Source organism: Microvirga solisilvae, assembly GCF_022808595.1.
In the GTDB taxonomy this organism is placed as follows: Bacteria; Pseudomonadota; Alphaproteobacteria; order Rhizobiales; family Beijerinckiaceae; genus Microvirga; species Microvirga solisilvae.
The window spans coordinates 442,990-467,869 of sequence record NZ_JAKUCN010000003.1; the positions used below are offsets into that span (position 1 = coordinate 442,990).

Sequence of the window (24,880 nt, forward strand, 5' to 3'; positions counted from 1 at the left end):
CCTGGTACCGCCTCAAAGGGGCATTGCGTCTTTAAGGTTGTCCATGGCACAGGAACTGCCTTGCACCGCCTTAAGCTCTCAAGTCACGATGCAGGAGTGTCTCGCCATGTCCGATCTCGACCGCATTCGTGCTCAGAGCCTGATGAAAAGCCAGGGCATTGATGCCCTCGTGTTGTTCCAGCCTGAGAATTTCAACTATGCGACAGGCGCTCCCGGCGGGGTCGCTACCATGTGGCGGCGGGCGGGAGCAGCCATTGCCATTGTGCCACAGAGCCCGGATGAGAGGCTTGCGGCCATCGCCTCCGACATGGCTGCTCCCGCGCTGCGGCGGCTTGATTCCGGGCTCGATGTCAGGGAGCACCGCATCTGGATCGACATGGTCGATCTCTCAGCGTTGTCGGATGGGAGTTCCACGGCGGACAGGGTGACACGTGCCTATCGCGAGCAGGGCCTCGTTCACCCACGACCCGAGAGCTTTGATCCTGCTGTGGCGATTGGCCTGTTGCGCGATGTGCTGACGGAGAGGGGATTGGCCAAGGCCCGGATCGGCGTCGATTTCGATTTCCTGCCGCTTGCCGACTTCAGGAATTTGACCAGCGCCATTCCCGATATCGAATGGGTGGATGGGTCCGGCATCGTTCAGCGGCTCCGCGCTATCAAGTCATCTGCGGAGATTGAGAGGTTGCGACTGGCATGTCATTTGGCCGAGGAGGGCTTGCGGCACATGATCCAAGCCGTCACTGGCGGAACCACGGTCAAGCAACTGTCGGACACTTGGCGCACGGGGGTAAAGCAAACGGCTGAAGCCTCCGGGATTGTCAATCTGACGGGACATTGGGACTTCATTTCCGTCGGCAACGATCCATGGAGCCTGACTGGTGTTGTGGAAGATGGCTCGATTATCAAGGCGGATGTGGGCTGTCTCATCGACGGCTACTCATCCGATACGGCGCGCACATTCTCCTTCGGGACGCCGACGCCCATCGCTCAGGATGTCTTTGCGGCCCTCGAAGCGGCTTTTACCGCGGGATTGGCCGCCATGCGACCCGGCGCGACATTCGGCTCGGTTCATGCCGCGGTTCTCGGTGAAATGCGTGCCGCAGGCTTTGCGGAATATCATCGCGGTCATTTCGGGCACGCGGTCGGTGCGAATGTCGGCATGGAGGAGTGGCCGTTCATCTCGGCCGGCAACAATGAAATCATCGAACCGGGGATGGTGCTGGCGCTTGAGACCCCCTTCTATGCCAAAGGTGTCGGCGCTCTCATGATCGAAGATCAGCTCCTCGTTACTGAGGATGGTATCGAGGTCATGAACGCTCTACCACGGGACCTTATCGACCTGAGTAAGGCGCGATAGATAACCTTCCAGCCTTCTTTTATGCCTATGAAAACGCTGTTGGTGTATGGTCGGACTACAAACGTTTTGTCAGCTGTTGTGCGGCCAAAGCCTGAGGTATTTGCAAAAAGATGAAGGCTGGTGCCGGTTTCTGCGCTTTTACCTTGTGGAAACAGGGTTTTGACGGCTTGGAACTTTATCCGTTATTACTGATACAGTTAATCCGAACCTTTCCGTTCATGACTTCGTAAAAGGAGTTTCCAGTGGCGAAGACTGCAACCAAGAAGGCTCCGGCTCGTAAGGCCGCAGCAACCAAGACCGCATCCAAGGCTGCCAAGAAGCCGGCCGCCAAGGCTGCTGCCAAGAAGCCCGCAGCCAAGAAGACGACTGCCAAGGCTGCCGTGAAGGCCGTCAAGAAGCCGGTGAAGGCCGCTGCTTCGTCGAACGGCATCCTGACCCTGCGCAACATCGCAGAGACGCTCTCCGAGATGCACGAGCTCCCGAAGCGCCAGGCCAACGAGATGATGACTCAGATCGTCGAGATCATCGCCAAGAGCCTGAAGAAGGGCGACAAGATCCGCTTGAGCGGCCTCGGCATCCTGCAGGTGCGCAAGCGCGCCGCTCGCATGGGCCGCAACCCGCAGACGGGCGAGCCTGTGAAGATCAAGGCTTCGAAGAAGATTGCCTTCCGGGCCGCCAAGGACCTCAAGGAATCCATCTAAGACTTTCCAGTGGCGCGGTATGACAATGCCGCGCCACTGTTCTTTTCAAGCCCTAGTGCTTTTCTCGCGATCGGCCGCTCCCTGACACAGATTTCTCCAGGGATGGAAAAGTCAGCCGCTCCTTAGCCGCTTGAGCGGCGTCATAACAATTCCCAGCTTAGTAACATTCGACGACTGACTTCGATAAGGCCAGCGGCTCGATTGCTATGCCGTCAAAGCGGTAGGTCGCGAAGCGTCGATACGGCCTTCATCACTCCTCGCAGCTCAGCCAGCCCCTTTAGGCGGCCGATGGCCGGATAGCCGGGATGAGTGGGCTTGCCCACATCGTCCAGCAATTCGTGGCCGTGATCGGGGCGCATCGGGATCCTCCACCGGGGATCGCCCGCATCCTTGCGACGCTTCTGCTCCTCCAGCAGTGTGGTGACAACCGCAACCATGTCGGTATCACCTCCAAGATGATCCGCCTCCATGAAGGAGCCGTCCGGATCTTTGGCGACATTGCGCAAATGGGCAAACCAGATGCGTTCGGCAAAGCGCTCGGCGATGCCGGGAACGTCGTTGGCAGCACCAGCACCGAGCGAGCCGCTGCAGATGGTGAGGCCGTTGGCGGGAGAGTCGACCGCATCAAGAATGAACGCAATATCCTCCTCGTTGGAGACAATACGCGGCAGTCCCATGAGCGAGCGCGGTGGGTCGTCGGGATGGATGCACATCCGGATTCCGACCTCCTCCGCCGTTGGAATCACCTCGCGCAGGAAGCGCGCGAGATTGGCGCGCAGCGCATCCCGGTCGATGCCGCGATAGCGGTCGAGCATCACGCGAAGTCCCGGAATGTCGTAGCGATCATAGGCGCCGGGCAGGCCCGCCATGATGTTGTTGAGGAGCTTGCGGCGATCAGTTTCGGACGAACGCTCATACCATTCCGTTGCGCGCGCCAGGGTCTCGGATGAAAACTCTGCATCCGCTCCAGGCCGCTGCAACATGAAGCAATCGAAGGCCGCGAATTCATGCAAGTTAAAGCGAAGGGCCGTACCACCGCCGGGGAGGGGATGAGCGAGTTCTGTGCGGGTCCAATCCACCACCGGCATGAAATTGTAGCACACGGTGGTGATGCCGCATTGCGCGAGATTGCGCAGAGATTGACGGTAGTTGTCGAAGTATGGTGTGAGATTCCCTTCGCCGATCTTGATGCTTTCATGAATCGGCAGGCTCTCCACGACGCTCCACCGTAGACCCAATGTCGGATCTGCGGCGATCTGCGACTTGCGCGCCTCGATCTCTTCTACAGTCCAGACGACTCCATAAGGAACGTGATGCAGGGCGGTAACGATGCCCGTCGCACCGGTCTGGCGGATATCCGGAAGCTTGACCGCATCATCGGGGCCGAACCAGCGCCAGGTCTGTTCCATGGGTCTCTCCTCGCAAGATGAAGCCGATCCGCCGCCGGCTTTCGTTAAAATATGTCTGGCCTTACATCACCGCGCCGACCTGCCAGGGCAGGAACTCGGCGTCGCCATAGCCGAGAAGCTCAGACTTGGAGCGCTCGCCCGAGGCGATCTTGAGAATGGTCTCGAAGATCTCCTGTCCCTTTTCGACAATTGAGACGCCATCGAGAGTGTCGCCGCAATTGATGTCCATGTCGTCGATCATGCGACGATAGATGTCGCTGTTGGTCGCAAGCTTGATTGAGGGCGTGGGTTTGCAGCCATAGGCCGAGCCGCGCCCGGTCGTGAAGCAAAGAACATTCGCGCCCCCCGCAACCTGTCCCGTTGCCGAGACTGGATCGTAGCCGGGCGTGTCCATGAACACGAAGCCCTTCGCCGTCACCGGCTCCGCATAGCGGTAAACCCCATTGAGCGTGGTCGTGCCGCCCTTCGCGGCTGCGCCGAGGGACTTCTCAAGAATGGTTGTGAGACCACCGGCCTTATTGCCTGGAGACGGGTTGTTGTTCATCTCGCCACGATTGCGGGCGGTATAGTCCTCCCACCATGCGATCAGCTCGACGAGTTTCTCGCCGATCTCGCGTGTGGCCGCGCGGCGGGTGAGAAGATGTTCTGCTCCATAGATCTCCGGCGTCTCCGACAGGATGGCTGTTCCGCCATGGCGCACCAGAAGATCAACGGCGGAGCCGAGTGCCGGATTGGCGGTGATGCCCGAATAACCGTCCGAGCCGCCGCATTGCAGAGCCAGCATCAGCTCCGATGCAGGCACAGTCTCTCGCCGCGCTTTGTTGGCCAGAGGCAGCATGTCACGGATCGCCGCTACGCCTGCTTCGACGGATTTTCTCGTGCCTCCCGTATCCTGGATTGTCAGAGAGCGGAACGTGTCACTCTCCTTGATATTATAAAGCTCTTTCCAGCGGTCGATCTGGAAGACTTCACAGCCCAGGCCCACCATCAGCACGCCGGCCATGTTGGGATTGGAGGCATAGCCCCATTGCGTGCGCTTGAGAATATCAGCGCCATCGCCCTTCTGATCCATGCCGCAGCCGGTGCCGTGAACGAGGGGAATGACACCGTCGATGTTGGGATAGGCGTCGAGCAATCCCGACCGTTCGACCTCTCGCGCGATGAAACGGGCAACGGAGGCCGAGCAGTTCACGCTGGTGAGGATCGCAAGGTAGTTGCGCGTTCCAACCTTGCCGTTGGCGCGGCGAAAGCCCTGGAAGGTCGCCTGCAATTCTACAGAAAGGATCTCTTCTGTCTTCGCATCTTCCGCGAAATGATAATCGCGCGAGAAGGCGTGCATCTCCATATTGTGCTCGTGAAGCCACTCCCCGGGCGCAACCGGCTTCGAGGCGAAGCCGATGATCTGGCCGAACTTGAGGATGGGCTCTCCTTGAGCGACCGGGGCAATCGCCATCTTGTGGCCGCGCGGAATTCGATCCTTGACTGTCACACCATGGAGAGTTGTGCCGGGCATGATGGGATCGACGGCGACAACCAGCTTGTCGCTCTCGCTCAGGCGCACGCTGCGCGGCGACAGAGCAGGTTTGTCCAACATCATTCCATCCTTCTGACGTGTCGCCTGAACTCCTGAAGAGTTGGCAGGCCTCACGCGCTGAGTGCTTCGGGAGACGCCTCGGCCTCCGCTTCAAAAAGGTCCGGGTACTGGGCGGCAAGCTCAGGAAGCGACCGCAGGATTTCGCTCAAGTGCTGCTGCATCGCCTGCTCGGCGGCGACAGGATCCTGCGCCTTGATCGCGTCCACGATCACGATGTGCTGCGCCAGCACCGCATGGCGGGGCAGGGCCTTCGCCATATCGAGAAAACGCACTCGATCCATCTGCGGCTTGATGTCCTCGATCATCCGCCAGGCCGAGGGTCGCCCTGCGGTCTCGGCGAGGAGCCGGTGGAATTCCTCGTCGAGTGCAAGAAACTCTTCCGTCGAGGCTGAGCGCTGTACCTTCTTCTGCCGGCTCAAGCTAGCGTTCAATTCCGCAAGCATGACCGGGGTCGCTTTCAAGGCCGCTTCGCGCACCACAGCCGACTCCACAGCTGCACGGATGAATCGGCCATCCTCGACTGCGGCCTTGGAGATTTTTACGACTTGCGTGCCCCGCTGCGGCAGAACACGCACGAGTCCCGCCTCACTGAGCTTGATCAAAGCCTCGCGGACAGGCGAGCGGCTGACGCCGAAGCGCTGTGCAAGGTCTTGCTCGGACAGCATTTCTCCGGGCGCAAGCTGCATCGTTACAATGGCCTGTCGGAGAGCGCGTGTGACCTGACGGGCCATGGGCTCCCGGTTGATGTCCAGCTTGGAAAGGCGCGGTCTATTAGTCATAAGTGGCACACTACCATACTAGTAGACCATTGCAAAGGACGATGGATCACTCTAAAGTTTACCTAACGGCGCCTGGACCGACTGCACAAGGCTCGGGCGAGACGCCGAGGGAGAACGCCATGCTGATCCATCCGGACCGGCTGTTTCCTGCCGAGCCCGCTGCCCGCGATGTGGCGCGCAGGCTCTATGCGGAAATCCGGGATCTGCCGATCATCTCGCCGCATGGACACACGGATCCGCGTTGGTATGCGGAAAATGAAGCGTTTCCCGATCCCGCAACGCTCTTTGTGGTTCCCGACCACTACATCTTCCGCATGCTCTACAGCCAGGGCGTTCGCTTGGAGGATCTCGGCATCCCCACAAAGGACGGGAGCCCCGTTGAGAAAGATCCCCGCACGATCTGGCGTCGCTTCGCGGAAAATTACCATCTCTTCCGCGGTACACCCACACGCGTATGGCTCGACCATACCTTTGAGACGCTCTTCGGCTTCACCGAGCGTCTGTCGGCGAAGAATGCCGATGCCTATTATGACCGCATCGACGAAGCCCTACGCGCGCCGGAGTTCCGCCCACGCGCGCTCTTCGAGCGCTTCCGCATCGAGGCTATCGCCACTACGGAGAGCTCCCTCGATCCACTCAGGCATCATGAGACGATCCGCCAATCTGGTTGGAAGGGGCGCGTGGTCACGGCCTATCGTCCCGATCCGGTGGTCGATCCGGATTTCGACGGCTTCCGGCAGAACCTCGTGCGGTTCGGTGAAATCACGGGCTGCGATACATCAACTTGGAGCGGCTATCTGGAAGCGCATCGCAAGCGGCGCGCCTTCTTCCGCGATTATGGTGCGACATCAACCGATCACGGACATCCGACTGCGCGGACCGCCGATCTCTCGAAGGCAAATGCCGAAGCGCTGTTCCGCCGCGTTTCGACGGGCGATTCCGGGTCCGGTGATGCTGAGCTGTTCCGTGCTCAGATGCTGACCGAGATGGCAGCAATGAGCGTAGAAGACGGGATGGTGATGCAGATCCATCCAGGCTCATTCCGCAATCATAACAACCAGATCTACAGCCGCTTCGGTCGTGACATGGGAGCTGATATTCCCTCGCAGACCGATTACGTGAGCGCCTTGAAACCTCTGCTCGACCGCTTCGGTAACGAGCCTAACCTGACTCTCATTCTCTTCACGCTGGATGAAACGAGCTATTCACGGGAACTCGCGCCGCTCGCCGGCCACTATCCGGTGCTCAAGCTCGGCCCTGCTTGGTGGTTCTTCGATGCGCCGGAGGGAATGCGCCGCTTCCGTGAGCTCACGACGGAAACGGCCGGTTTCTACAACACCGTCGGCTTCAACGACGATACGCGTGCGTATCTTTCCATTCCCGCGCGCCACGATGTGGCTCGCCGTGTCGACTGCGCCTATCTCGCCAATCTCGTGACGACGCATCGCCTCAATGAGGATGAGGCGCATGAGGTGGCCTACGATCTCGCCTATCGCCTCGCCAAAGAGGCCTACAAGCTGTGAGGACAGGCATGAGCCCTCGACGGCCATGCTGCACAGAACGGGAGGAAGACCATGACGAACCTGATCACCAGACGTAACTTCGTCGGCGGGGTCGCTGCCGGCGCGGGCCTTGCTGCGCTGGGCGGAAGAGCCTTGGCCCAGCAGCTGCCGCTGCCGACGAGCCCTGTCGCGCTCAACGTCATCGACGTCGCCGGTAACTTGGCGCTGACGCAGAAGGCCATCGAGAACTATCGCAAGGCCAAGCCCAATCTCGTCTCGCGCATCACCTTCACGAAGGCTCCTGCGCCGGAACTTGCAGGCAAGATCAAGGCGCAGCAGGATGCTGGCCGCGTCGATATCGACCTCGTGCTTACCGGCACCGATGCACTTTCCGCAGGCATCGATCAGAAGCTCTGGGTCGAGCTCGTGCCGCAGCATGCGGGCTCATTGCCGAAGCTCGAAGACATCTATCTTCCGGCGGCGGCCAAGATGCAGAGTCTCGCGAAGGGGCAGGGCGTCGTCGTGACCTATTATCCGTCAGGCCCGTTGCTCGAGTACATGCCGGAGAAGGTAAAGAATGTTCCGACCACAGCGGAGGAACTTCTCGCCTATACCAAGGCGAACCCCGGCCGCTTCATCTATGCGCGCCCCGCCAATTCCGGCCCTGGCCGCACCTTCATCATGGGTCTTCCCTACATTCTCGGAGACAGCAATCCGCAGGATCCGGCGAAGGGCTGGGACAAGACTTGGGCGTTCCTGAAAGAACTGGGGCAGAACATCGAGTATTATCCGTCCGGCACGGGCGCCGTGATGAAGGAACTCGGCGAAGGCTCCCGCGACATGACTGTTTCGACGACAGGCTGGGACATCAACCCGCGCGTTCTCGGCGTCGTGCCCAAGGAGGCGAAGGTCGCGGCCCTTAAAGGCTTCCACTGGGTGGCGGACGCTCACTACATGTGCGTGCCCAAAGGTCTGACGAACGACAAGCTTGCCGTTCTCATCGACCTCATGAACTTCCTGCTCACCAAGGAGCAGCAGGCCTATACCTACGATGAAGGCTATTTCTATCCAGGTCCGGCCGTGAAGGATGTGACGCTCGACATGGCTCCGCCCGAGAGCCAGGCCGCCATCAAGGAATATGGCCGTCCCGAATACGAGAAGTGGATCGCTGAAAACCCGATCGAATTGCCGCTCCAGCCCGAACAAATGGTCGTCGCCTTCCGCATGTGGGACGAGCAAGTCGGCGGCGGAAAGCGCAAATAACAAGAGTAAGGATCCGCGATGACCATTGCCCTTTCGCAATTCGATGAAGTCAGGCTCGATCGCGTGAGCCGCGACTTCGGGGCTCTCAACGCCCTGCGTGACGTTTCCCTCACCATCCGGCGGCGCGAGTTCATCGCGCTGCTCGGGCCGTCCGGCTGCGGGAAGTCGACGACGTTGAACTGCATCGCGGGTCTTCTTCCTGTGACAGGCGGCGCGATCTGGCTCGACAAGAACCGAGTCGATACGCTTCGTCCAGAGGATCGCGGGTTCGGCATGGTGTTCCAGAACTATGCGCTCTTCCCGCATCTCAATGTTCGCCAGAATATCGGTTTCGGCCTAAAGATGCGCGGGCGGCACAAGGCGGAGATCGATCGCAAGGTCGATGAAGCCTTGAGTCTCGTGCGCCTCCAGGGACAGGAGCACAAGCTTCCGGGACAACTCTCGGGCGGTCAGCAGCAGCGCGTGGCCATTGCTCGCGCTATCGTTATCGAACCGCCGCTGGTGCTCATGGACGAACCCTTGTCCAACCTCGATGCAAAGCTGCGTCTCGAAATGCGCGCCGAGATCCGACGCATTCATAACGAGCTGGGCGCAACCACCATTTACGTGACACACGATCAGGACGAGGCTCTGTCGCTGGCCGACCGTATTGTGGTTCTGCGCGATGGCGTGGTTCGTCAGGTGGGAACACCGAAGGAGCTTTATGAGGCGCCTTCCCATCTCGATGTGGCGGATTTCATGGGCTTCCGCAATAAGCTCAAGGGTAAGGTTATCGAGAGCGACAATGGTCGCGCGATCATCGACGTGGAAGGTGCGCGGATCAGTGGTGTTGCCAGGGAGAGGCTGTTGGCAGGATCGAGCGCCTATGCGGCTATCCGCTCCGACGATCTCGAAGCCGGAGAGCCGGGACCGAATGCGCTGAAGGTCATTGTGGACACGATCGAGTATCGCGGCCGCGAATTCGTCGGAACCGCCCACACAGCCGGTGGTCTCGACGTCGTCTTCCGTTCGCATCAGGCTGTGGAGCCGGGTGCCTCCGTCTATCTGCGTGCGGACGATCAGCGCGTTCTCGTCTTCGCGGAGCCGATCCAGGGGAGAAGCTGATGGATGCTCTTGCACCAGCAACGGCCATCGAGCATGGGCCGAGCCTGCGCCAGCGTCTGGCAGCACGCGGCTTTGATGCGGTGACGCTTCTTGTCATCCCAGCAGCCATTTTCAGTTTGCTGCTTTTCGTTTATCCCTTCGCCTTCGGCTTCATTCTTTCCTTCGAGCCGAAAGCGGGCGGGTGGCTTGCCAATTATCAACGCTTCTTCTCGGATTCGTATCTCTACGACACGATTGCCAATACCCTTTGGCTCTCCGTTCCGACGACGCTCGTGAACCTGCTTCTGGCCGTTCCGATTGCGTTCCGTGTTCGCCTCATGCGTCATCAGCGCCTTCTCACGACGATCCTCGTTCTCCCGATCACGCTCGGAACAGTGCTCGTGGCAGAGGGGTTGCTGAACTATCTTGGCCCTCAGGGATGGTTCAACCGTACTCTGATGACATTCGGTCTTATCTCTCAACCCTTGAAGCTCGTCCATAATTATTGGGGCGTGTTCGCATCCCTCGTCATTACGGGTTTCCCGTTCACCTTCCTGCTGACGCTTTCCTATGTGACGGGCATCGATCCTGCCCTGGAGCAGGCTGGCGCGACTCTGGGCGCGAATGCTTGGCAGCGGTTCCGGCATATCTATCTGCCGCTTCTCATGCCGGGCTTTGCGATCACCTTCTGTCTCTCGTTCGTGCAGGCCTTCTCGGTATTCCCCTCGGCTGTGTTGCTAGGTGAGCCTGCTGGCATCACACGCGTGATTTCGATTGCGGCCTATCAAGCTGCTTTCGAAGAGTACGATTATTCCATGGCATCCGCCGTTGCGATGATCATGGGCTTTGTCCAGCTCGCTATCGTGGTGGCTGTCCTGGCAGCTCGCGGCCTGTTCTACCGTGGCCCGGCATCCGGCGCGAAAGGGTAAACCGATGATCCGTGATACGACGATCGGCGCAAAGCTCTGGGCGGCCGCCATCTGGACGATTGTAGGCTTCTTCGTCCTCAACCTGCTGGCCATGATTGCGACCGTGATCACGAGCTCGTTTGCGACACGTTGGCTCGGCACATGGCTGCCAGTTGGCTGGACAACGCGTTGGTACTCCTCCGCCTGGAGCGAGTTCCAGCTTTGGGACGTGCTTATGGTGACCTTCCAGGTGGTCGGTGCCGTGGTGCTGATTTCAGGAGCACTCGGCGTCACCGCAGCCTACGCGCTGGCGCGGCGGGACTTTGCCGGCAAGCGCCTCCTCGTCCTGCTCTTCCTGCTGCCGCTTCTCATCCCATCGATCACCTTCGGTATTCCCCTGGCGACAGTTCTCTACAGGACAGGGCTTGCAGGAACATTCTGGGGCGTCGTCGCTGCCAATCTCGTGCCGACGGTTCCCTTCGTGATCCTGGTGATGATTCCGTTCATCGAGCAAATCGATCCGAAGATCGAGGCCGCAGCGCGCGTATTCGGCGCCAACACCTTCAAGCTCTTCATCCATGTGCTGCTTCCGCTTCTCCTGCCTGGAATCCTGGCGGCGCTGCTGCTGGTTCTGGTCCGCACCATTGCCATGTTCGAGCTGACCTTCCTTGTGGCGGGACCCACGAGCCAGACACTCGTAGTGGCGCTCTATTATGCGGTCTTCGCGGCAGGTGTGCGCGCGGTGCAGTCCATCGATGCCATGGCGGTGGTTTATATGGCCACGACATTGGTATGGCTCATTATTGCTCTACGCTTCGTCAACCCGACGCAGATCGTCACTCGCGCGAAGCAGCAGCCGGCGCATTGAGGACACAATGGAAGATCGCTTGAACGAGGCCCTGCTCGGCCGGTTGCCGGAAGGGGTGGCGCATCCCCGTTATGACCGGAGCGCCATGACAACCGGCATCGTGCATCTCGGGGTCGGTGCTTTTCATCGCGCTCACCAAGCCGTTTACACCGATGACGTCCTGGCGCGGGATCCACGCTGGGGCATCGTTGCTGCGAGCTTGCGGAGCGCTGATACATACGATGCTCTTGAGCCGCAGGATAGACTCTATACGCTCTCGGTCCGATCGAAGGAGGGTGAGGCTCTCCGCGTGATCGGCGCAATCAGCCGTGTCATTGTCGCTCCCCACGCCACAGATGACCTTTTGGCAGTCATGGCGGATCCCCGGACGCGTATCGTCACGTTGACGGTCACGGAAAAGGGCTATTGCCACGATCCGGCAACGGGGCAGCTGAACGAGACGCATCCTGACATCGTTCATGATTTGGCAAACCCGCGGACGCCGCGCTCGGCCCCTGGTTTCATCATCGAGGCGCTTCGCCGCCGCAGGGAGGCCGATGTGCCGCCTTTCACGGTTCTCACCTGCGACAATCTTCCATCAAATGGACGCACCGTGAAGCGCGTTCTCAGCCGCTTCGCCGAACTGGTCGATCCTTCCTTCGGCCGCTTCGTGGCCGATAAAGTCTCATGTCCCTCCACGATGGTGGATCGGATCGTGCCGGCCACCAGCAATGAGGATCGGGCACGAATCGCAAAAAGCCTCGGCGCCACTGATGCATGGCCTGTCGTGACCGAGCCTTTCACGCAATGGGTCATCGAGGATCGCTTTCCTCAGGGGCGACCGGCTTGGGAGGAAGCCGGTGCTGAATTCGTCGCCGATGTGGAGCCCTACGAGCACATGAAGCTCAGGCTTCTTAATGGCAGCCATTCGACGCTTGCTTATCTCGGCTATCTCTCGGGCTATGAAACGGTTGCTGATACCATGGCCGATCCGGCCTTCGTTCGTCTGATCGAGGGGCTGATGAAGGAGGAGGTGACACCAACCCTTCACATGCCGCCGGGAGCGGATCTCACGTCATACAAGCGCGCGCTCATCGAACGCTTCAAGAACCCGGCTCTCAGGCACCGCACTTGGCAGATCGCGATGGACGGCTCGCAGAAACTGCCGCAGCGCCTGCTCGGCACTGTCCGTGACCGGCTTCAAAGCGGGGCGCCGATCAATCGGCTCGCCCTCGGCGTCGCGGCCTGGATGCGCTATGTGACGGGCATCGACGAAAAGGGAAATGCAATCGACGTGCGGGACCCCATGGCCGGTGTCTTGCGTGAACGGGCAGACAGAGCCGGAGGAAGCCCCGAGCGACTGGCCGAAGAGTTATTCTCTCTTCGCGAAATATTCGGAGAAGACCTTCCTCATGACGAGCGGTTCACTGTTGCTGTAACGAACGCACTTAAACAGCTCTATGCGAAGGGCGCCCGGCAGACTGTCGCCGATATGACTACAGAAACGTGATGTACAGCCAAGGGCTGTGACCTATAAAATTCGCCGAGGAGGATTCCCGGTGACTGATTGGAATGCAGGCCAATATCTCAAATTCGAAGACGAGCGCACGCGACCATCGATGGATCTGCTTCGACGCGTGCCGCTGTCGGATCCGCAGAGCTGCGTTGATATTGGCTGTGGGCCGGGAAACAGCACTGAATTGCTGGTCAATCGTTTCCCGGACGCACAGGTGAGCGGCATCGACAGTTCTGCTGCCATGCTCACCAAAGCTCGCGAACGGTTGCCCACGGTGATGTTCGAAGAAGAAGACATCGCCACATGGGAGCCCGAGAAGCGGTTCGATCTGATCTTCGCCAATGCCGTCCTGCAATGGATTCCCGATCATGCCGGTCTCCTTGCCCGCCTTGTTTCATTCCTGAAGCGTGGCGGCTACCTGGCAGTACAGATGCCCAATAATCTGGATGAGCCGTCCCACCGGCTCATGGCGGAGGTGGCCAAGGTCGGACCTTGGGCGGCCAAGCTGGGTTCAGCTGCGGCGGTAAGGGAGAAGATCGGTTCATTCGAGGATTACTATGCGTGTCTGATGGCGGCCGGCTGCAAGGTGGATCTCTGGCAGACGACCTATGTTCACCCTCTTGAAGGTGCTGGCGCTATTGTCGAGTGGTTCAAGAGCACTGGGCTGAGGCCGTATCTTGACCCTCTCTCATCGGAGGAACGGACCGAGTATCTCCGCCTCTATACCGAAGAAATCGCAAGGGCCTATCCGGGTCAGTTCGATGGAAAGGTTCTCTTGCGGTTCCCCCGGTTCTTCTTCGTGGCGCAAAGGGTGGAATGACCCATCGGACGATTTTCGGCCGCAATCTGCTAGAGACATTGCCGCGTTCGATATATGCACAGGAGCGTGGGCGGAAGACTACCCTCTGACAAGCAGTTATGATTTTCTGACCCGCGAGGATCTGAAGCCGGGTGCCTGAGCAGGGTTGGCCAATAAAGTTTGAAGGTTGGTATGATCAGATTGATTACCTGGAACATTCAGTGGGGTTTGGGCATCGACGGAACGGTCGATCTCAAGCGCATCGTCGATCATGCGCGCGCCATTGCGGACTTCGATATCCTCTGCCTACAAGAAGTTTCGGACAACTTTTCGGACCTGAAGGACAACAACGGTTCGAACCAATTCGCTGAACTGGCGGCCTTGCTTCCGGGCTATACTGCCATCGAAGGCGTGGCGCTCGACATTCCGGATGGAGCAGGAGGCCGCCGCCGCTTCGGCAACATGATCCTGTCCCGCCTGCCTGTTGCGCAGGTGTTGCGATACACTTTGCCATGGGAAGCTGCTGCGACCCGCAACATGCCGCGCCTTCTTATCGAGGCCGTTGTCGAGACAAAGTCCGGGCCCCTGCGTGTTATGACAACGCATCTGGAATATTCGTCCAACACTTTGCGACGTGCGCAGGTCGAGGGAATCCGCGAGGCTCATCGCGCCGCCTATGAACGGGTGCTGACGCCCCATGAGGACGGGCCTGGTACTTATGTGCTGCTCCCGAACTCGGCATCGGCTGTTTTGACGGGTGATTTCAACATGAAGCCGAGTGACCCGATCAAATGGCGGATCTCGGATGCATTCGAAAATGGCGCTCCAGCCCTTCTTGACGCATGGCAATCTGTTCATGGGACGGAAGCGCACCCATACTCTTTCTGCATCTACGACCAGACCTATGGCGCGCCGCATTGTTGCGACTTCGTCTTCGTCACGGAGGATCTCGCGGGTCGCGTGTCGCGGATCGAGTACAAGCAGGAAACGCAAGCCTCAGACCACCAGCCTGTGCTGCTCGAATTAGACATGTAAGGACTTCCTACGGATCCTTTCTGATGACAGGGCAGGGGTGTCCTGGGTCATCGCGTCATGCGCCTTCTGCCATCCTATTCAGCGCTGTGCCGCTTAAAGGCGCAGCCCTGCCCACGCGACCAGCACGGAACCAATTGCCAATTGGTTCGAGGTTGGTTTAGCTTGGTTGCGCTGCGGCTCCGCAATACGAAATAAAATTTCGTGAAGTGGGCCAGCAGAGGATTGGCTCGCGTTGGACCGCATTGCATGGCACCACTCGATACCCTGCCGGATAGCTCGAATGCCGCCCTTGAGCGGCTGCGGGCGCTGTTGGAAGCGGCTTCATCCCAGAAGGAGCAGAGGCTTCCTCCCGAGCGCGTCCTTGCGGCGCAGATCGGGATCGGCAGACCTGCCCTTCGCCGGGCGCTCGAGGTGCTGGAGGCCGAGGGGCGGATCTGGCGGCACCAGGGCAAGGGAACCTTCATCGGTCCGCGCCCCAGTGAGCCTCACATCGATATGGAAGAGGTCTCCAAGCGCACGCACCCGCTTGAGGTGATGGACGCGCGCATGGAGATCGAACCCATGCTCGCCCGGCTCGCGGCTCTGCGCGCCTCCAATGGCGATGTGGAGCGCTTGGTGCGCCTTGCGAACAAGACCGCCGAGAGCTTTGATGCGGATGGGCGTGAGCTTTGGGACAGCGCCCTGCATCGTGCCATTGCGGAAGTTGCTGGCAACAGCCTCCTTCTCGCGGTCTTCGACCTGATCAATAGGGTTCGCCAAGACAGGACTTGGCAGCAACTGCGCGAACGGGCCCGCTCCGAGGAACGGCAGAGAATTTATGTCGAGCAGCATCGTCGCGTGGTTGCAGCCGTTGCCCAGCGTGAGGCCGCGGCGGCGGAAGGCGCTATGCGCGAGCATCTCTCTTTCGTACGCGACGGCCTCCTGAGGATCATGACTCATTCTCAGGTCGGGGGTGACGATCCGCATTCCGTAGAAACAACGATGCCCTTCAACGATAAGAAAGAACTTCAACATGGCACGTGAGGCCGCGCAGCAGACAATGGCCGAGATGAATAACGCGGCTGCACTTGCCGCCGAGCAACCGTTGCTCAGCGTGCGGGGCTTGTCTGTTCGCTTCGACGGCGCACCCAAGGAGGTAAATGTCGTCGACGATGTGTCCTTCTCCGTCAGCAAGGGCAAGACGCTCTGTATTGTTGGTGAATCCGGGTGCGGCAAGAGCGTGACGTCGCTCGCTCTCATGGGGCTTCTGCCCACGCCGCCGGCGCGCATCATTGCAGGATCGGCGATGTTCGACGGACAGGATCTCCTGACACTCTCCGAGCGCGAGCGGGCGGACCTGCGCGGCGACCGCATGGCGATGATCTTCCAGGAGCCGATGACCTCGCTGAACCCCGCCTTCACCATCGGCGATCAGATCGCGGAGGGCATTGTCCGGCACAAGAAGGTCTCCAAGGCCGAGGCCATGGAACGGGCGCTCGACATGCTGAGGAAGGTACGCATTCCCGCGCCCGAGAAGCGGCTTCGCGCCTATCCGCACGAGGTGTCAGGCGGCATGCGTCAGCGCGTGATGATCGCCATGGCGCTCGCAAACGACCCGCAGCTTCTCATCGCGGATGAGCCGACAACCGCACTTGATGTGACGATCCAGGCGCAAATTCTCACCCTTATCCGTCGCCTTCAGGAAGAGACAGGTACGGCGATGATCCTCATTACCCACGATCTTGGCGTGGTGGCCGAGGTCGCCGATGAGGTGGCGGTCATGTATGCGGGCCGCGTGGTCGAAAGTGGCCCCGTGGAAGCGATCTTTGACGACCCGCAGCATCCCTACACCATCGGTCTCATGGGATCCGTACCCTCGCTCGGTCGCCGCCAGGGGAGACTCGCTACGATTCGCGGCACAGTGCCGCCGGCGGAGCTGATGCCGAAAGGCTGCCGCTTCACCCCGCGCTGCCCGTTCTCTGACAGTCGCTGCGCCAATGACCCGCCCCCGCTGACCGAAATCAAACCCGGTCACCGCGCGCGCTGCTGGTACGCGCCGCTCGAACAGCACCTTGGAGCAGCCTCATGAGCGTGGCGCCTGTGACCAACGACTTCATTCTCGAAGGCATCGACCTGAAAAAGCATTTCGGCGGCGGAGGGCTGTTATCGTCTCCCACGGTCGTGCGTGCGGTCGACGGTGTTTCGCTTGGCGTCCAGCGCGGAGAAACCTTCGCCATCGTGGGGGAATCCGGCTGCGGCAAGTCCACCCTCGGACGTCTAATGCTACGTCTCATCGAGCCGACCGGCGGCGATGTGCGCTATGAAGGTCAATCGATCCTCAAACTTAGTAAAAGCGAGATGCGCCGCCTGCGCCGCGAGCTGCAGATCATCTTCCAGGATCCCTTCGCTTCCCTCAACCCGCGCATGAATGTGGGTGACATTATCGCGGAGCCGATTTGGCTGCATAGCCTCGCAAGCGGTAAGGACAAGCGCGAGCGGGTGGCTGATCTCATGCGTACCGTAGGTCTTCTGCCGACGCACACGGACCGCTATCCGCATGAATTCTCCGGCGGCCAGCGCCAACGCATCGGCATCGCCCGGGCGCTCGCGGGCGACCCCAAGCTGATCATCGGCGACGAGCCGGTTTCGGCCCTCGACGTATCGATCCAGGCGCAGATCATCAATCTGCTCGAAGACCTGAAGGAGCGCTTCGGTCTCACCCTCGTGATCGTCGCGCACGATCTCGCCGTGATCCGGCACATGAGCGATCGCGTCGCCGTAATGTATCTGGGTGAAATCGTGGAACTGTCCGAGACGGATGCGCTCTTCGACAATCCGCTCCATCCCTATACGCAGGCGCTTCTCGCAGCGATTCCCATTCCGAGCCCCACGAACCGTCAGCCCAAGGCTCTGCTGCAAGGCGATGTGCCAAGCCCCGCCGCACCTCCGTCCGGCTGCCGCTTCCATACCCGTTGCCCCCATGCGCGCCCGCTCTGCAAGGAGCAGCATCCGGCTCTCGAAACAGCGCCTGATGGGCGGAAGGTGGCATGCCATTTCTGGCGCGAGATTCAGGGGGCCGGCGCAGGCTCCATCAGCGCACCGTCTCAGAGCCCGGCCCTGGCTAAGCGCCTGGCTCTCTACCGAACTTGGCGTGAACGGCAGGATAAGGCCGTCACGGCGAGCCCTTGAACCAAGTGAAACAAATCCAGAGGAAGACTTGGAGGACTACCGAATGAAGAAAAGATTGCTCCTAGCGCTGGCGGCCGGGCTCCTTGCGAGTACCGCCGCATCCGCGCAGAACCTACGCATCGGCCTCAATGAAGATCCGGACGTGCTCGATCCGCATCGCGCCCGCACGTTCGTCGGCCGCATCGTGTTCACGTCGCTGTGCAACAAGCTCGTGGATATTACGCCTGATTTGAAGTTTACGCCCGAACTCGCAACCGAGTGGAGTTGGAGCGACGACGGCAAGGCACTGACCTTCAAGCTGCGCCCCGGCGTCACCTTTCATGATGGCGAGAAGATGGATGCGGCTGCCGTGAAGGCGAATATCGACCGCGCCCGCACCCTGCCGGATTCGCTCCGCAAGAGCGAGCTGACCTCTGTCGAGAGCGTCGATGTGGTCGACGACCTGACGGTGAAGGTCAATCTCTCCCGTCCGGATGCGACCCTTTTGTCGCAGCTCTCTGATCGCGCCGGCATGATCCTGTCGCCGAAGGCCTTCGCCTCCGCAGATTTCGGCCAGAAGCCGATCTGTTCCGGTCCCTATAAGTTCGTCGAGCGTGTGCAGAACGACCGCATCGTGCTGGAGCGCTTCAAGGAGCACTGGGACGCGAAGAACTATAATTTCGAGCGCATCGTGTTCCAGCCGATTCCGGACACGACCGTGCGTCTCGCGAACCTGAAGTCGGGCAATCTCGATATGCTCGAGCGTCTTGCACCGAGCGATGTGCCCGCCGCCAAGAGCGATGCCAACCTGGTTTTCGCACCTGTCACGGGCATTGGCTATCAGGGCATCACGATCAACACTAATAACGGCGACCGCGCAAAGATGCCGCTCGGCCAGGACAAGCGTGTGCGTCAGGCACTCGAATTGTCCATCGACCGTAACGTGATCAACGAGGTGGTGGGTGCCGGCATTTATCCGCCAGCCGGTCAGCCTTTCCCTGAAGCAAGCCCTTACAACAATCCGAAGTTTGCTGCCGGCAAGCGTGATGTTGAGAAGGCGAAGAAGCTGCTTAAGGAAGCGGGTGTCGAGAAGGTGAAGTTCGAGCTGACCTTCGGCACCAGCACCACGACCCAGCAGATTGCCGAGATCATCCAGGCCATGGCGGCCGAGGCAGGCTTCGAGATCTCGCTGCGCCCGACCGAGTTCGCCGCCATGCAGAAGGAGGCGCAGGCCGGTAATTTCGATGCCAATATCATCGGCTGGTCAGGCCGCGTCGACCCCGATGGCAACATCCATGCCTTCGCAACCTGCAAAGGCGCCCTCAATGATGGACGCTACTGCAACGCGGATGTGGACAAGCTGCTCAACGAGGCCCGCTCCATCAACGATGAAGGCAAGCGCAAGCAGCTCTATGATTCCGCGCAGGCCATCCTGAAGGAAGACCTGCCGATCATCTACACTTACTACCAGCCCTGGCCCTTCGTTCTCTCGAAGAAGATGCAGGGCTTCAAACCCTATCCGGACGGCATGATCCGTCTGAAGGGCGTGAAGCTCGGCTCCTGAACGGCTGACGAATCGCGTGCCCGGCAGTCTTGAGCCGGGCACGCTCCCAGTTTTTCTCGCAGGTGACTTGCGCTGATGCTCCGTTACATCGGACGACGTATTCTGATTGCCATCCCGACACTCATCATCGTGTCGGTTCTGGTCTTTGCCTTGCAGAAGCTCCTGCCAGGCGATCCCGTTCTCACCATGGCGGGCGAGGAGCGCGATCCGCAGGTGCTCGCCTATCTGCGCGAGAAGTATCGGCTGGACGATCCGATTCCGGTTCAATACTTCGCCTGGATCGGATCGGCCCTGACCGGCAATCTCGGTATCTCGCTGCGCACGGATATCCCGGTTCTCACGCTCATTCTCAGCAAGCTCCCTGTGACGATCGAACTCGCCATCATGGCGATGATCGTGGCGCTCGCCATCGGCATTCCCGCGGGCATCGTCTCGGCAGTCAGGAAGGGAACGGCCGTCGACTACGCCGCCAACGTCGTCGCGCTGTCAGGCCTCTCCATTCCGAATTTCTGGCTCGGCATCATGCTCATCATGCTGGTCTCCGTCCGTTGGGGCCTGCTGCCGGCATCAGGTTATGTGCCGCCGACCGAAGATCTATGGCTCAACATCAAAACCATGCTCATGCCGGCCTTCGTGCTGGGCACTGGCCTTGCAGCGAGCCTCATGCGTCACACCCGCAGCGCCATGCTCGGCGTCATGCGCTCAGACTATATTCGCACTGCTCGTGCTAAAGGCCTTCTGTCGCGCAAGATCATTCTCAAGCATGCGCTGCGCAACGCGCTCATTCCTATCGTGACCTTGTCCACGCTGCTCTTTGGCGAATTGCTCGCTGGAGCGGTGTTGACCGAGCAGATCTTCACGATCCCAGGCTTTGGCAAGCTGATCGTGGATGCGGTCTTCAACCGCGACTATGCCGTAGTGCAGGGCGTTGTCCTTTGCACGGCTGTCGGCTTCATATTCATGAATCTGCTCGCCGATGTTCTCTATGTTCTCGTCAATCCCCGCCTGAGGCACGCCGCATGACCGCCACCGCTGTTGTCGCCGACGATCTTGCCCTGCCGAAGAAGCGCAGTCGCGTCCTTGCCAAGTTTCTGAAGAACAAGAGCGCCGTCGTCGGTGGCCTCATCGTCCTGTTCTTCGTACTGGCCGCCATCGTCGGGCCCTACTTCGCACCCTTCGACCCGATTAAGCCGAGCTTCACGAGCATCCGCAAGGCGCCCTCAGCCATGTTCTGGTTCGGCACCGACGAACTCGGCCGCGATACGCTTTCGCGCATGCTCTGGGGCGCGCGCGCCTCCATCATGGCGGGCGTGGTTTCGGTGTTCATCGCCATCGTGCTTGGCGTGCCCTTCGGCCTCATCTCCGGCTATTTCGGTGGCTGGGTGGATGCCGCGATCTCGCGTGCGACAGACGCCATGCTGGCAATTCCATTCCTGATCTTCGCCATTGCCCTCGCGGCTTTCTTAGGTCCGAGCCTCACGAATGCGATGATCGCCATCGGTCTTTCCGCCATGCCGATCTTCATTCGCCTCACACGCGGTCAGGTGCTGACCGTGAAGGCGGAGGATTACGTGGAAGGCGCGCGCGCCATCGGACTCCCCGATTTCTGGATCATCGTGCGCTATGTGCTGCCGAATGTGCTGCCGCCAATCCTGGTGCAGGGCACGCTCACCATCGCGACCGCCATTATCGCAGAAGCGAGCCTGTCATTCCTCGGTCTTGGCCAGCAGCCTCCGAATCCGTCCTGGGGTTCGATGCTCAACACCGCCAAGAACTTCATGGACCAGGCGCCCTGGATGTCGATCTTTCCCGGGACCGCGATTTTCCTGATCGTTCTCGGCTTCAACCTCCTTGGCGACGGCTTGCGCGACGCGCTCGATCCTCGCGAACAGTAAATCATCAAACGGATAAAGACATATGTTTACGACACGGCCTGAGATTCTCGGCACCTTCGGTATCGTGACTTCGACCCATTGGCTGGCCTCTGCCGCCGGAATGGCAATGCTGGAAAAGGGTGGAAACGCATTCGACGCCTGCGTGGCCTCCGGCTTCGTGCTGCAGGTGGTTGAGCCGCATCTTGTCGGTCCTTCGGGCGAAGTTCCCGCAGTGTTCTACTCGGCGAAAACGAAGAAGGTCGAAGTGCTCTGCGGTCAAGGCACTGCGCCGAAAGGCGCAACCATTGCGCATTACAAAAGCGAAGGGCTCAAGCTCATTCCTGGCAACGGCTTGCTCGCCACCGTCATTCCCGGCGCGTTCGATGCCTGGATGATCCTGCTGCGCGATCACGGCATGCTCAGCTTACGCGATGTGCTCGAACCCGCCATCTATTATGCCGAGCAAGGACATCCGCTTCTGCCGCGGGTTTCCAACACTATCAACGACTTGAAGGAATTCTTCAAAACCGAATGGCCCACGTCCGCCGCCGTTTTCCTTCCGGGCGGGGAGGAACCGAAGCCGCGCGCGCTCTTCCGCAATCCGCAGCTTGCCGAAACCTGGAAGCGCATCATTCGCGAGGGTGAAGCCAAGGGCTCTAATCGCGAGGCGCAGATCGAGGCCGCCCGCAACGCCTTCTACAAGGGCTTCGTTGCTGAAGCCATCGACGCTTTCGTGCGCAAGACTGAAGTGATGGACCAAAGCGGATCCCGCCATCGCGGCGTGCTGAGCGCCGATGACATGGCCTCGTGGCAGGCCAGCTACGATGCGCCGCAGACCTATGAGTATCACAACTTCAGGGTCAACAAGATCAGGCCGTGGGGTCAGGGGCCTGTGTTCCTGCAGACGCTCGCGCTTCTCAAAGGATTCGATCTGTCCAAGATGGGACCAACCAGCGCCGAATTCATTCATACGCTGACCGAGTCCATGAAGCTCGCCTTCGCGGATCGCGAGGCCTATTACGGCGATCCGAATTTCGTGGATGTGCCGATCGAGACGCTGCTGTCTGATGCTTACAACAGCGAGCGCCACAAGCTCATCACCGAGAAGGCCTCCCGCGAACTGCGCCCTGGCATTGTGCCTGGCTACGAGTCGCAGGTCGAGCGCACGCTCGCTGCCTTGCGCGATCTCTCCACAACGGATCGTAAGGTTTCCGGTGGCGAGCCGACGCTTGCTTCCATGCGTTCGGCAAAGCGCGGCGATACGGTACATATCGACGTAGTCGACCGTTTAGGTAACATGATCGCGGCGATGCCTTCCGGTGGCTGGCTGCAATCCTCGCCCGTCATTCCGGAGCTCGGCTTCATGCTCAACTCACGCGCCCAGATGTTCTGGCTGGAAGAGGGCTTGCCTGCAAGCCTGGAGCCGGGTAAGCGTCCGCGCACCACGCTCACGCCGACGCTCGCGGAGAAGGATGGCGAGCCCTACATGGTCTTCGGCTCTCCTGGTGGCGACCAGCAGGAGCAGTGGCAGCTTCTGCTCTTCCTGCGTCATGCCCATCATGAACTGAACCTGCAGGAGGCCATCGACCTGCCCATGTCGCATACGGCGCATTTCCCGTCCTCGTTCTACCCGCGTGAGCAGAAGCCCGGTCATCTGATGGCTGAGGAAAGCTACGGAGCGGAAGTCCTCGATGATCTACGCGCGCGCGGTCACGATGTGGAAGTGGCGCCAGCCTGGACGGTGGGACGTCTCGTGGCGGCAAGCCGCGACAAGGATGGCCTCCTGCATGGCGCCGCTACGCCGCGTCTCATGCAGGCCTACGCGGTAGGCCGTTAAGGGAGCATTGGGATGACTTGGTCGATCATCGCGAAGGATCCAGAAACGGGATCCTTCGGCGTTGCCGTCACCACCAAGTTCTTTGCCGTCGGCGCTCTCTGCCCGTACGGCTCAGCGCGAGTGGGTGCGCTTGCGACGCAGGCCTTCGTCAATCCGCTCTATGGCTATGATGGCATGCGCCTTCTGTCGGAAGGCAGGAGCGCCGATGAGATCGTGTCGATCCTCACGGCTGCCGATCCCGGACGAGAGGTGCGGCAGCTTCACGTGATCGACCGGGAGGGCCGCGCGGCTGCTCATACAGGGTGCGAATGTGTAGATTGGTGCGGACATCTGTCGGAAGATGGCGTTTCTGTCGCCGGCAACATGCTGGCAGGCCCAGCCGTGATCGAGACGAGTCTCGAAACCTTCAAGCGCCGCACCGATCTCCCCTTCGCCGAGCGCCTGATGAGCGCGCTCGATGCGGGTCAGGCGGAAGGCGGCGACAAGCGAGGCAAGCAATCCGCAGCGCTTAAGATTTGGCGCACGGAACTCTATCCTGTGCTGGATCTACGCGTGGACGACCATCCGGAACCGCTGGCGGAGCTGCGGCGACTCTACGGCGTCGCGCACGAACGCTTCCTCGCCTTTATGGACGCCATGGCGACCCGCACCAATCCGGCCGGGATCACGGATCGAGCCTGGATCGATCAGCGGGCGCGGGAGATCAATGAACGCACCTTATGAATGCCGGCCCTCCCCGGAAGCATGAAGCGCTTCAAGGCCCTCCCTGTAAGTCGGAAAGCGAAGCCGCACGCCTAGGTCATTCTTCATCCGATCATTCCGCACACGCTTGTTATCCTGATAAAAGGAGCGAGCCATAGGACTAAGATCGGCGTCTGCAAACGGTATTCCTGGCGGCGGATCAAAACCGAGCAGGTGCGCTGCATATGTGATGACATCCTGCGGAGGAGCGGGCTCGTCATCAGTAATATTGTAGATCGCGCCGGGGCTTGGACGTTCGAGAGAGGCCATCAGCACCTGCGCAATATCGGCACTATGGATTCGATTGAACACCTGTCCAGGCTTGATGATGCGCCGCGCCGTTCCATTCGCGACCTGCGCAAGAGCATTGCGTCCCGGCCCATAGATGCCGGCGAGGCGAAAGATCTGAATGGCAATAGACGTCTTATCCCCGATAGCGAGCCATTGTTCTTCCGCAGTTAGGCGCTCGCGAGAGCGCTCATTGGCGGGATTGGGCGGTGTCGTCTCATCGACCCACCCCCCGTCTGCATCGCCGTAAACACCGATCGTTGAGAGATAGCCGATCCAGCGCAAGCGCGAGGCCGAAGCGATTGCATCCGACAGCGTTCTCAGGACGGGATCTAATCCTGTTGCGGGAGGTATGGAGATCAGCAGTGCATCGGCAGTGGTAATCTCATCAAGAAGGTCGGGATCGTATTCTTCTGCGTCAAAGAAATAAGGAACGATGCCTTCATTCTGAAGCGATGCTGCCTTCATAGCGGATCGGAAAGTGCCGCTGACACACGCAAACCGATTCCGATAAGTCCGGATGAATTGCAGTGCGGTATAACCTGGGCCGAAGACAAAAAGGTTCATGAAGGTATGGCGATGTACATCGCTTCAACCCTATCGAGCGTGGGGAGGAGCGACAAGGCTGTTTTGAAG

Annotated in this window: 22 protein-coding genes; 18 read left to right on the forward strand and 4 right to left on the reverse strand. The window is 60.0% G+C overall.

Annotation, left to right across the window (positions count from 1 at the left end):
• Positions 1 to 106: 106 nt before the first annotated feature.
• A complete protein-coding gene (locus MJ639_RS09360) occupies positions 107 to 1,357 on the forward strand; it encodes a M24 family metallopeptidase (RefSeq protein WP_243370654.1) in 1,251 nt (416 codons plus the stop codon).
• 242 nt (positions 1,358 to 1,599) lie between these two features.
• Complete coding sequence (locus MJ639_RS09365) at positions 1,600 to 2,058, forward strand: HU family DNA-binding protein (protein WP_341482642.1); 459 nt, start codon at positions 1,600 to 1,602, stop codon at positions 2,056 to 2,058.
• 212 nt (positions 2,059 to 2,270) lie between these two features.
• On the opposite strand, the gene uxuA is transcribed toward MJ639_RS09365, so the two are convergent.
• The 3 genes from uxuA to MJ639_RS09380 form a co-directional block, all read right to left on the reverse strand.
• Entirely contained in the window at positions 2,271 to 3,467 is a 1,197-nt protein-coding gene (uxuA, locus tag MJ639_RS09370) for a mannonate dehydratase (protein WP_243370657.1), read from the reverse strand.
• 61 nt (positions 3,468 to 3,528) lie between these two features.
• Positions 3,529 to 5,064: a UxaA family hydrolase gene (locus MJ639_RS09375; RefSeq protein ID WP_423790772.1), complete on the reverse strand. Its 1,536-nt coding sequence runs from the start codon at positions 5,062 to 5,064 to the stop codon at positions 3,529 to 3,531.
• 47 nt (positions 5,065 to 5,111) lie between these two features.
• Positions 5,112 to 5,840 (reverse strand): GntR family transcriptional regulator, encoded by a 729-nt coding sequence (locus MJ639_RS09380; RefSeq protein ID WP_243370660.1) that lies wholly within the window; start codon positions 5,838 to 5,840, stop codon positions 5,112 to 5,114.
• 119 nt (positions 5,841 to 5,959) lie between these two features.
• On the opposite strand from MJ639_RS09380, the gene uxaC reads away from it, so the two are divergent.
• The 16 genes from uxaC to MJ639_RS09460 all read left to right on the forward strand — a co-directional run bounded on the left by uxaC (position 5,960) and on the right by MJ639_RS09460 (position 23,938).
• Positions 5,960 to 7,363 (forward strand): glucuronate isomerase, encoded by a 1,404-nt coding sequence (gene uxaC / locus MJ639_RS09385; RefSeq protein ID WP_243370665.1) that lies wholly within the window; start codon positions 5,960 to 5,962, stop codon positions 7,361 to 7,363.
• Between the two features lie 51 nt (positions 7,364 to 7,414).
• Positions 7,415 to 8,605 carry an ABC transporter substrate-binding protein gene (locus tag MJ639_RS09390; protein WP_243370668.1) on the forward strand — a complete coding sequence of 397 codons (1,191 nt, stop codon included), beginning with the start codon at positions 7,415 to 7,417 and terminating at the stop codon, positions 8,603 to 8,605.
• Between the two features lie 18 nt (positions 8,606 to 8,623).
• Entirely contained in the window at positions 8,624 to 9,709 is a 1,086-nt protein-coding gene (locus tag MJ639_RS09395; protein ID WP_243370671.1) for an ABC transporter ATP-binding protein, read from the forward strand.
• Positions 9,709 to 10,617, forward strand: coding sequence for an ABC transporter permease (locus tag MJ639_RS09400; protein WP_243370675.1), 909 nt, complete (start codon positions 9,709 to 9,711; stop codon positions 10,615 to 10,617). The genes MJ639_RS09395 and MJ639_RS09400 overlap by 1 nt, the downstream gene beginning before the upstream one ends.
• A 4-nt stretch (positions 10,618 to 10,621) precedes the next feature.
• The gene (locus MJ639_RS09405) at positions 10,622 to 11,464 is read left to right on the forward strand and encodes an ABC transporter permease (RefSeq protein WP_243370678.1); all 843 of its coding nucleotides are present in this window, start codon (positions 10,622 to 10,624) and stop codon (positions 11,462 to 11,464) included.
• A 7-nt stretch (positions 11,465 to 11,471) separates the two neighbouring features.
• Positions 11,472 to 12,953 (forward strand): mannitol dehydrogenase family protein, encoded by a 1,482-nt coding sequence (locus MJ639_RS09410; RefSeq protein WP_243370681.1) that lies wholly within the window; start codon positions 11,472 to 11,474, stop codon positions 12,951 to 12,953.
• A gap of 49 nt (positions 12,954 to 13,002) precedes the next feature.
• Positions 13,003 to 13,779, forward strand: a complete 777-nt coding sequence (gene tam, locus MJ639_RS09415; protein ID WP_243370683.1) for a trans-aconitate 2-methyltransferase — start codon at positions 13,003 to 13,005, stop codon at positions 13,777 to 13,779.
• A 171-nt stretch (positions 13,780 to 13,950) separates the two neighbouring features.
• Positions 13,951 to 14,793 carry an endonuclease/exonuclease/phosphatase family protein gene (locus MJ639_RS09420; RefSeq protein ID WP_243370686.1) on the forward strand — a complete coding sequence of 281 codons (843 nt, stop codon included), beginning with the start codon at positions 13,951 to 13,953 and terminating at the stop codon, positions 14,791 to 14,793.
• 246 nt (positions 14,794 to 15,039) lie between these two features.
• A complete protein-coding gene (locus tag MJ639_RS09425) occupies positions 15,040 to 15,816 on the forward strand; it encodes a FadR/GntR family transcriptional regulator (protein WP_243370689.1) in 777 nt (258 codons plus the stop codon).
• Between the two features lie 25 nt (positions 15,817 to 15,841).
• On the forward strand, positions 15,842 to 16,861 hold the full coding sequence (locus MJ639_RS09430; RefSeq protein WP_423790779.1) for an ABC transporter ATP-binding protein: 1,020 nt from the start codon (positions 15,842 to 15,844) through the stop codon (positions 16,859 to 16,861).
• Positions 16,858 to 17,961, forward strand: a complete 1,104-nt coding sequence (locus tag MJ639_RS09435; RefSeq protein ID WP_243370692.1) for an ABC transporter ATP-binding protein — start codon at positions 16,858 to 16,860, stop codon at positions 17,959 to 17,961. The genes MJ639_RS09430 and MJ639_RS09435 overlap by 4 nt, the downstream gene beginning before the upstream one ends.
• A gap of 43 nt (positions 17,962 to 18,004) precedes the next feature.
• Positions 18,005 to 19,504, forward strand: a complete 1,500-nt coding sequence (locus MJ639_RS09440) for an ABC transporter substrate-binding protein (protein WP_243370700.1) — start codon at positions 18,005 to 18,007, stop codon at positions 19,502 to 19,504.
• 75 nt (positions 19,505 to 19,579) lie between these two features.
• Positions 19,580 to 20,527 (forward strand): ABC transporter permease, encoded by a 948-nt coding sequence (locus MJ639_RS09445; protein WP_243370703.1) that lies wholly within the window; start codon positions 19,580 to 19,582, stop codon positions 20,525 to 20,527.
• Entirely contained in the window at positions 20,524 to 21,399 is an 876-nt protein-coding gene (locus MJ639_RS09450) for an ABC transporter permease (protein WP_243370708.1), read from the forward strand. Before MJ639_RS09445 ends, MJ639_RS09450 begins: the two co-directional genes overlap by 4 nt.
• Before the next feature lie 22 nt (positions 21,400 to 21,421).
• The gene (locus MJ639_RS09455; RefSeq protein ID WP_243370711.1) at positions 21,422 to 23,215 is read left to right on the forward strand and encodes a gamma-glutamyltransferase family protein; all 1,794 of its coding nucleotides are present in this window, start codon (positions 21,422 to 21,424) and stop codon (positions 23,213 to 23,215) included.
• Between the two features lie 12 nt (positions 23,216 to 23,227).
• Entirely contained in the window at positions 23,228 to 23,938 is a 711-nt protein-coding gene (locus MJ639_RS09460) for a DUF1028 domain-containing protein (RefSeq protein WP_243370714.1), read from the forward strand.
• Here MJ639_RS09460 and MJ639_RS09465 read toward each other — a convergent pair.
• Positions 23,933 to 24,811: an SDR family oxidoreductase gene (locus MJ639_RS09465; protein WP_243370717.1), complete on the reverse strand. Its 879-nt coding sequence runs from the start codon at positions 24,809 to 24,811 to the stop codon at positions 23,933 to 23,935. The two genes, MJ639_RS09460 and MJ639_RS09465, sit on opposite strands and share 6 nt — an antisense overlap.
• Positions 24,812 to 24,880 lie beyond the last annotated feature (69 nt).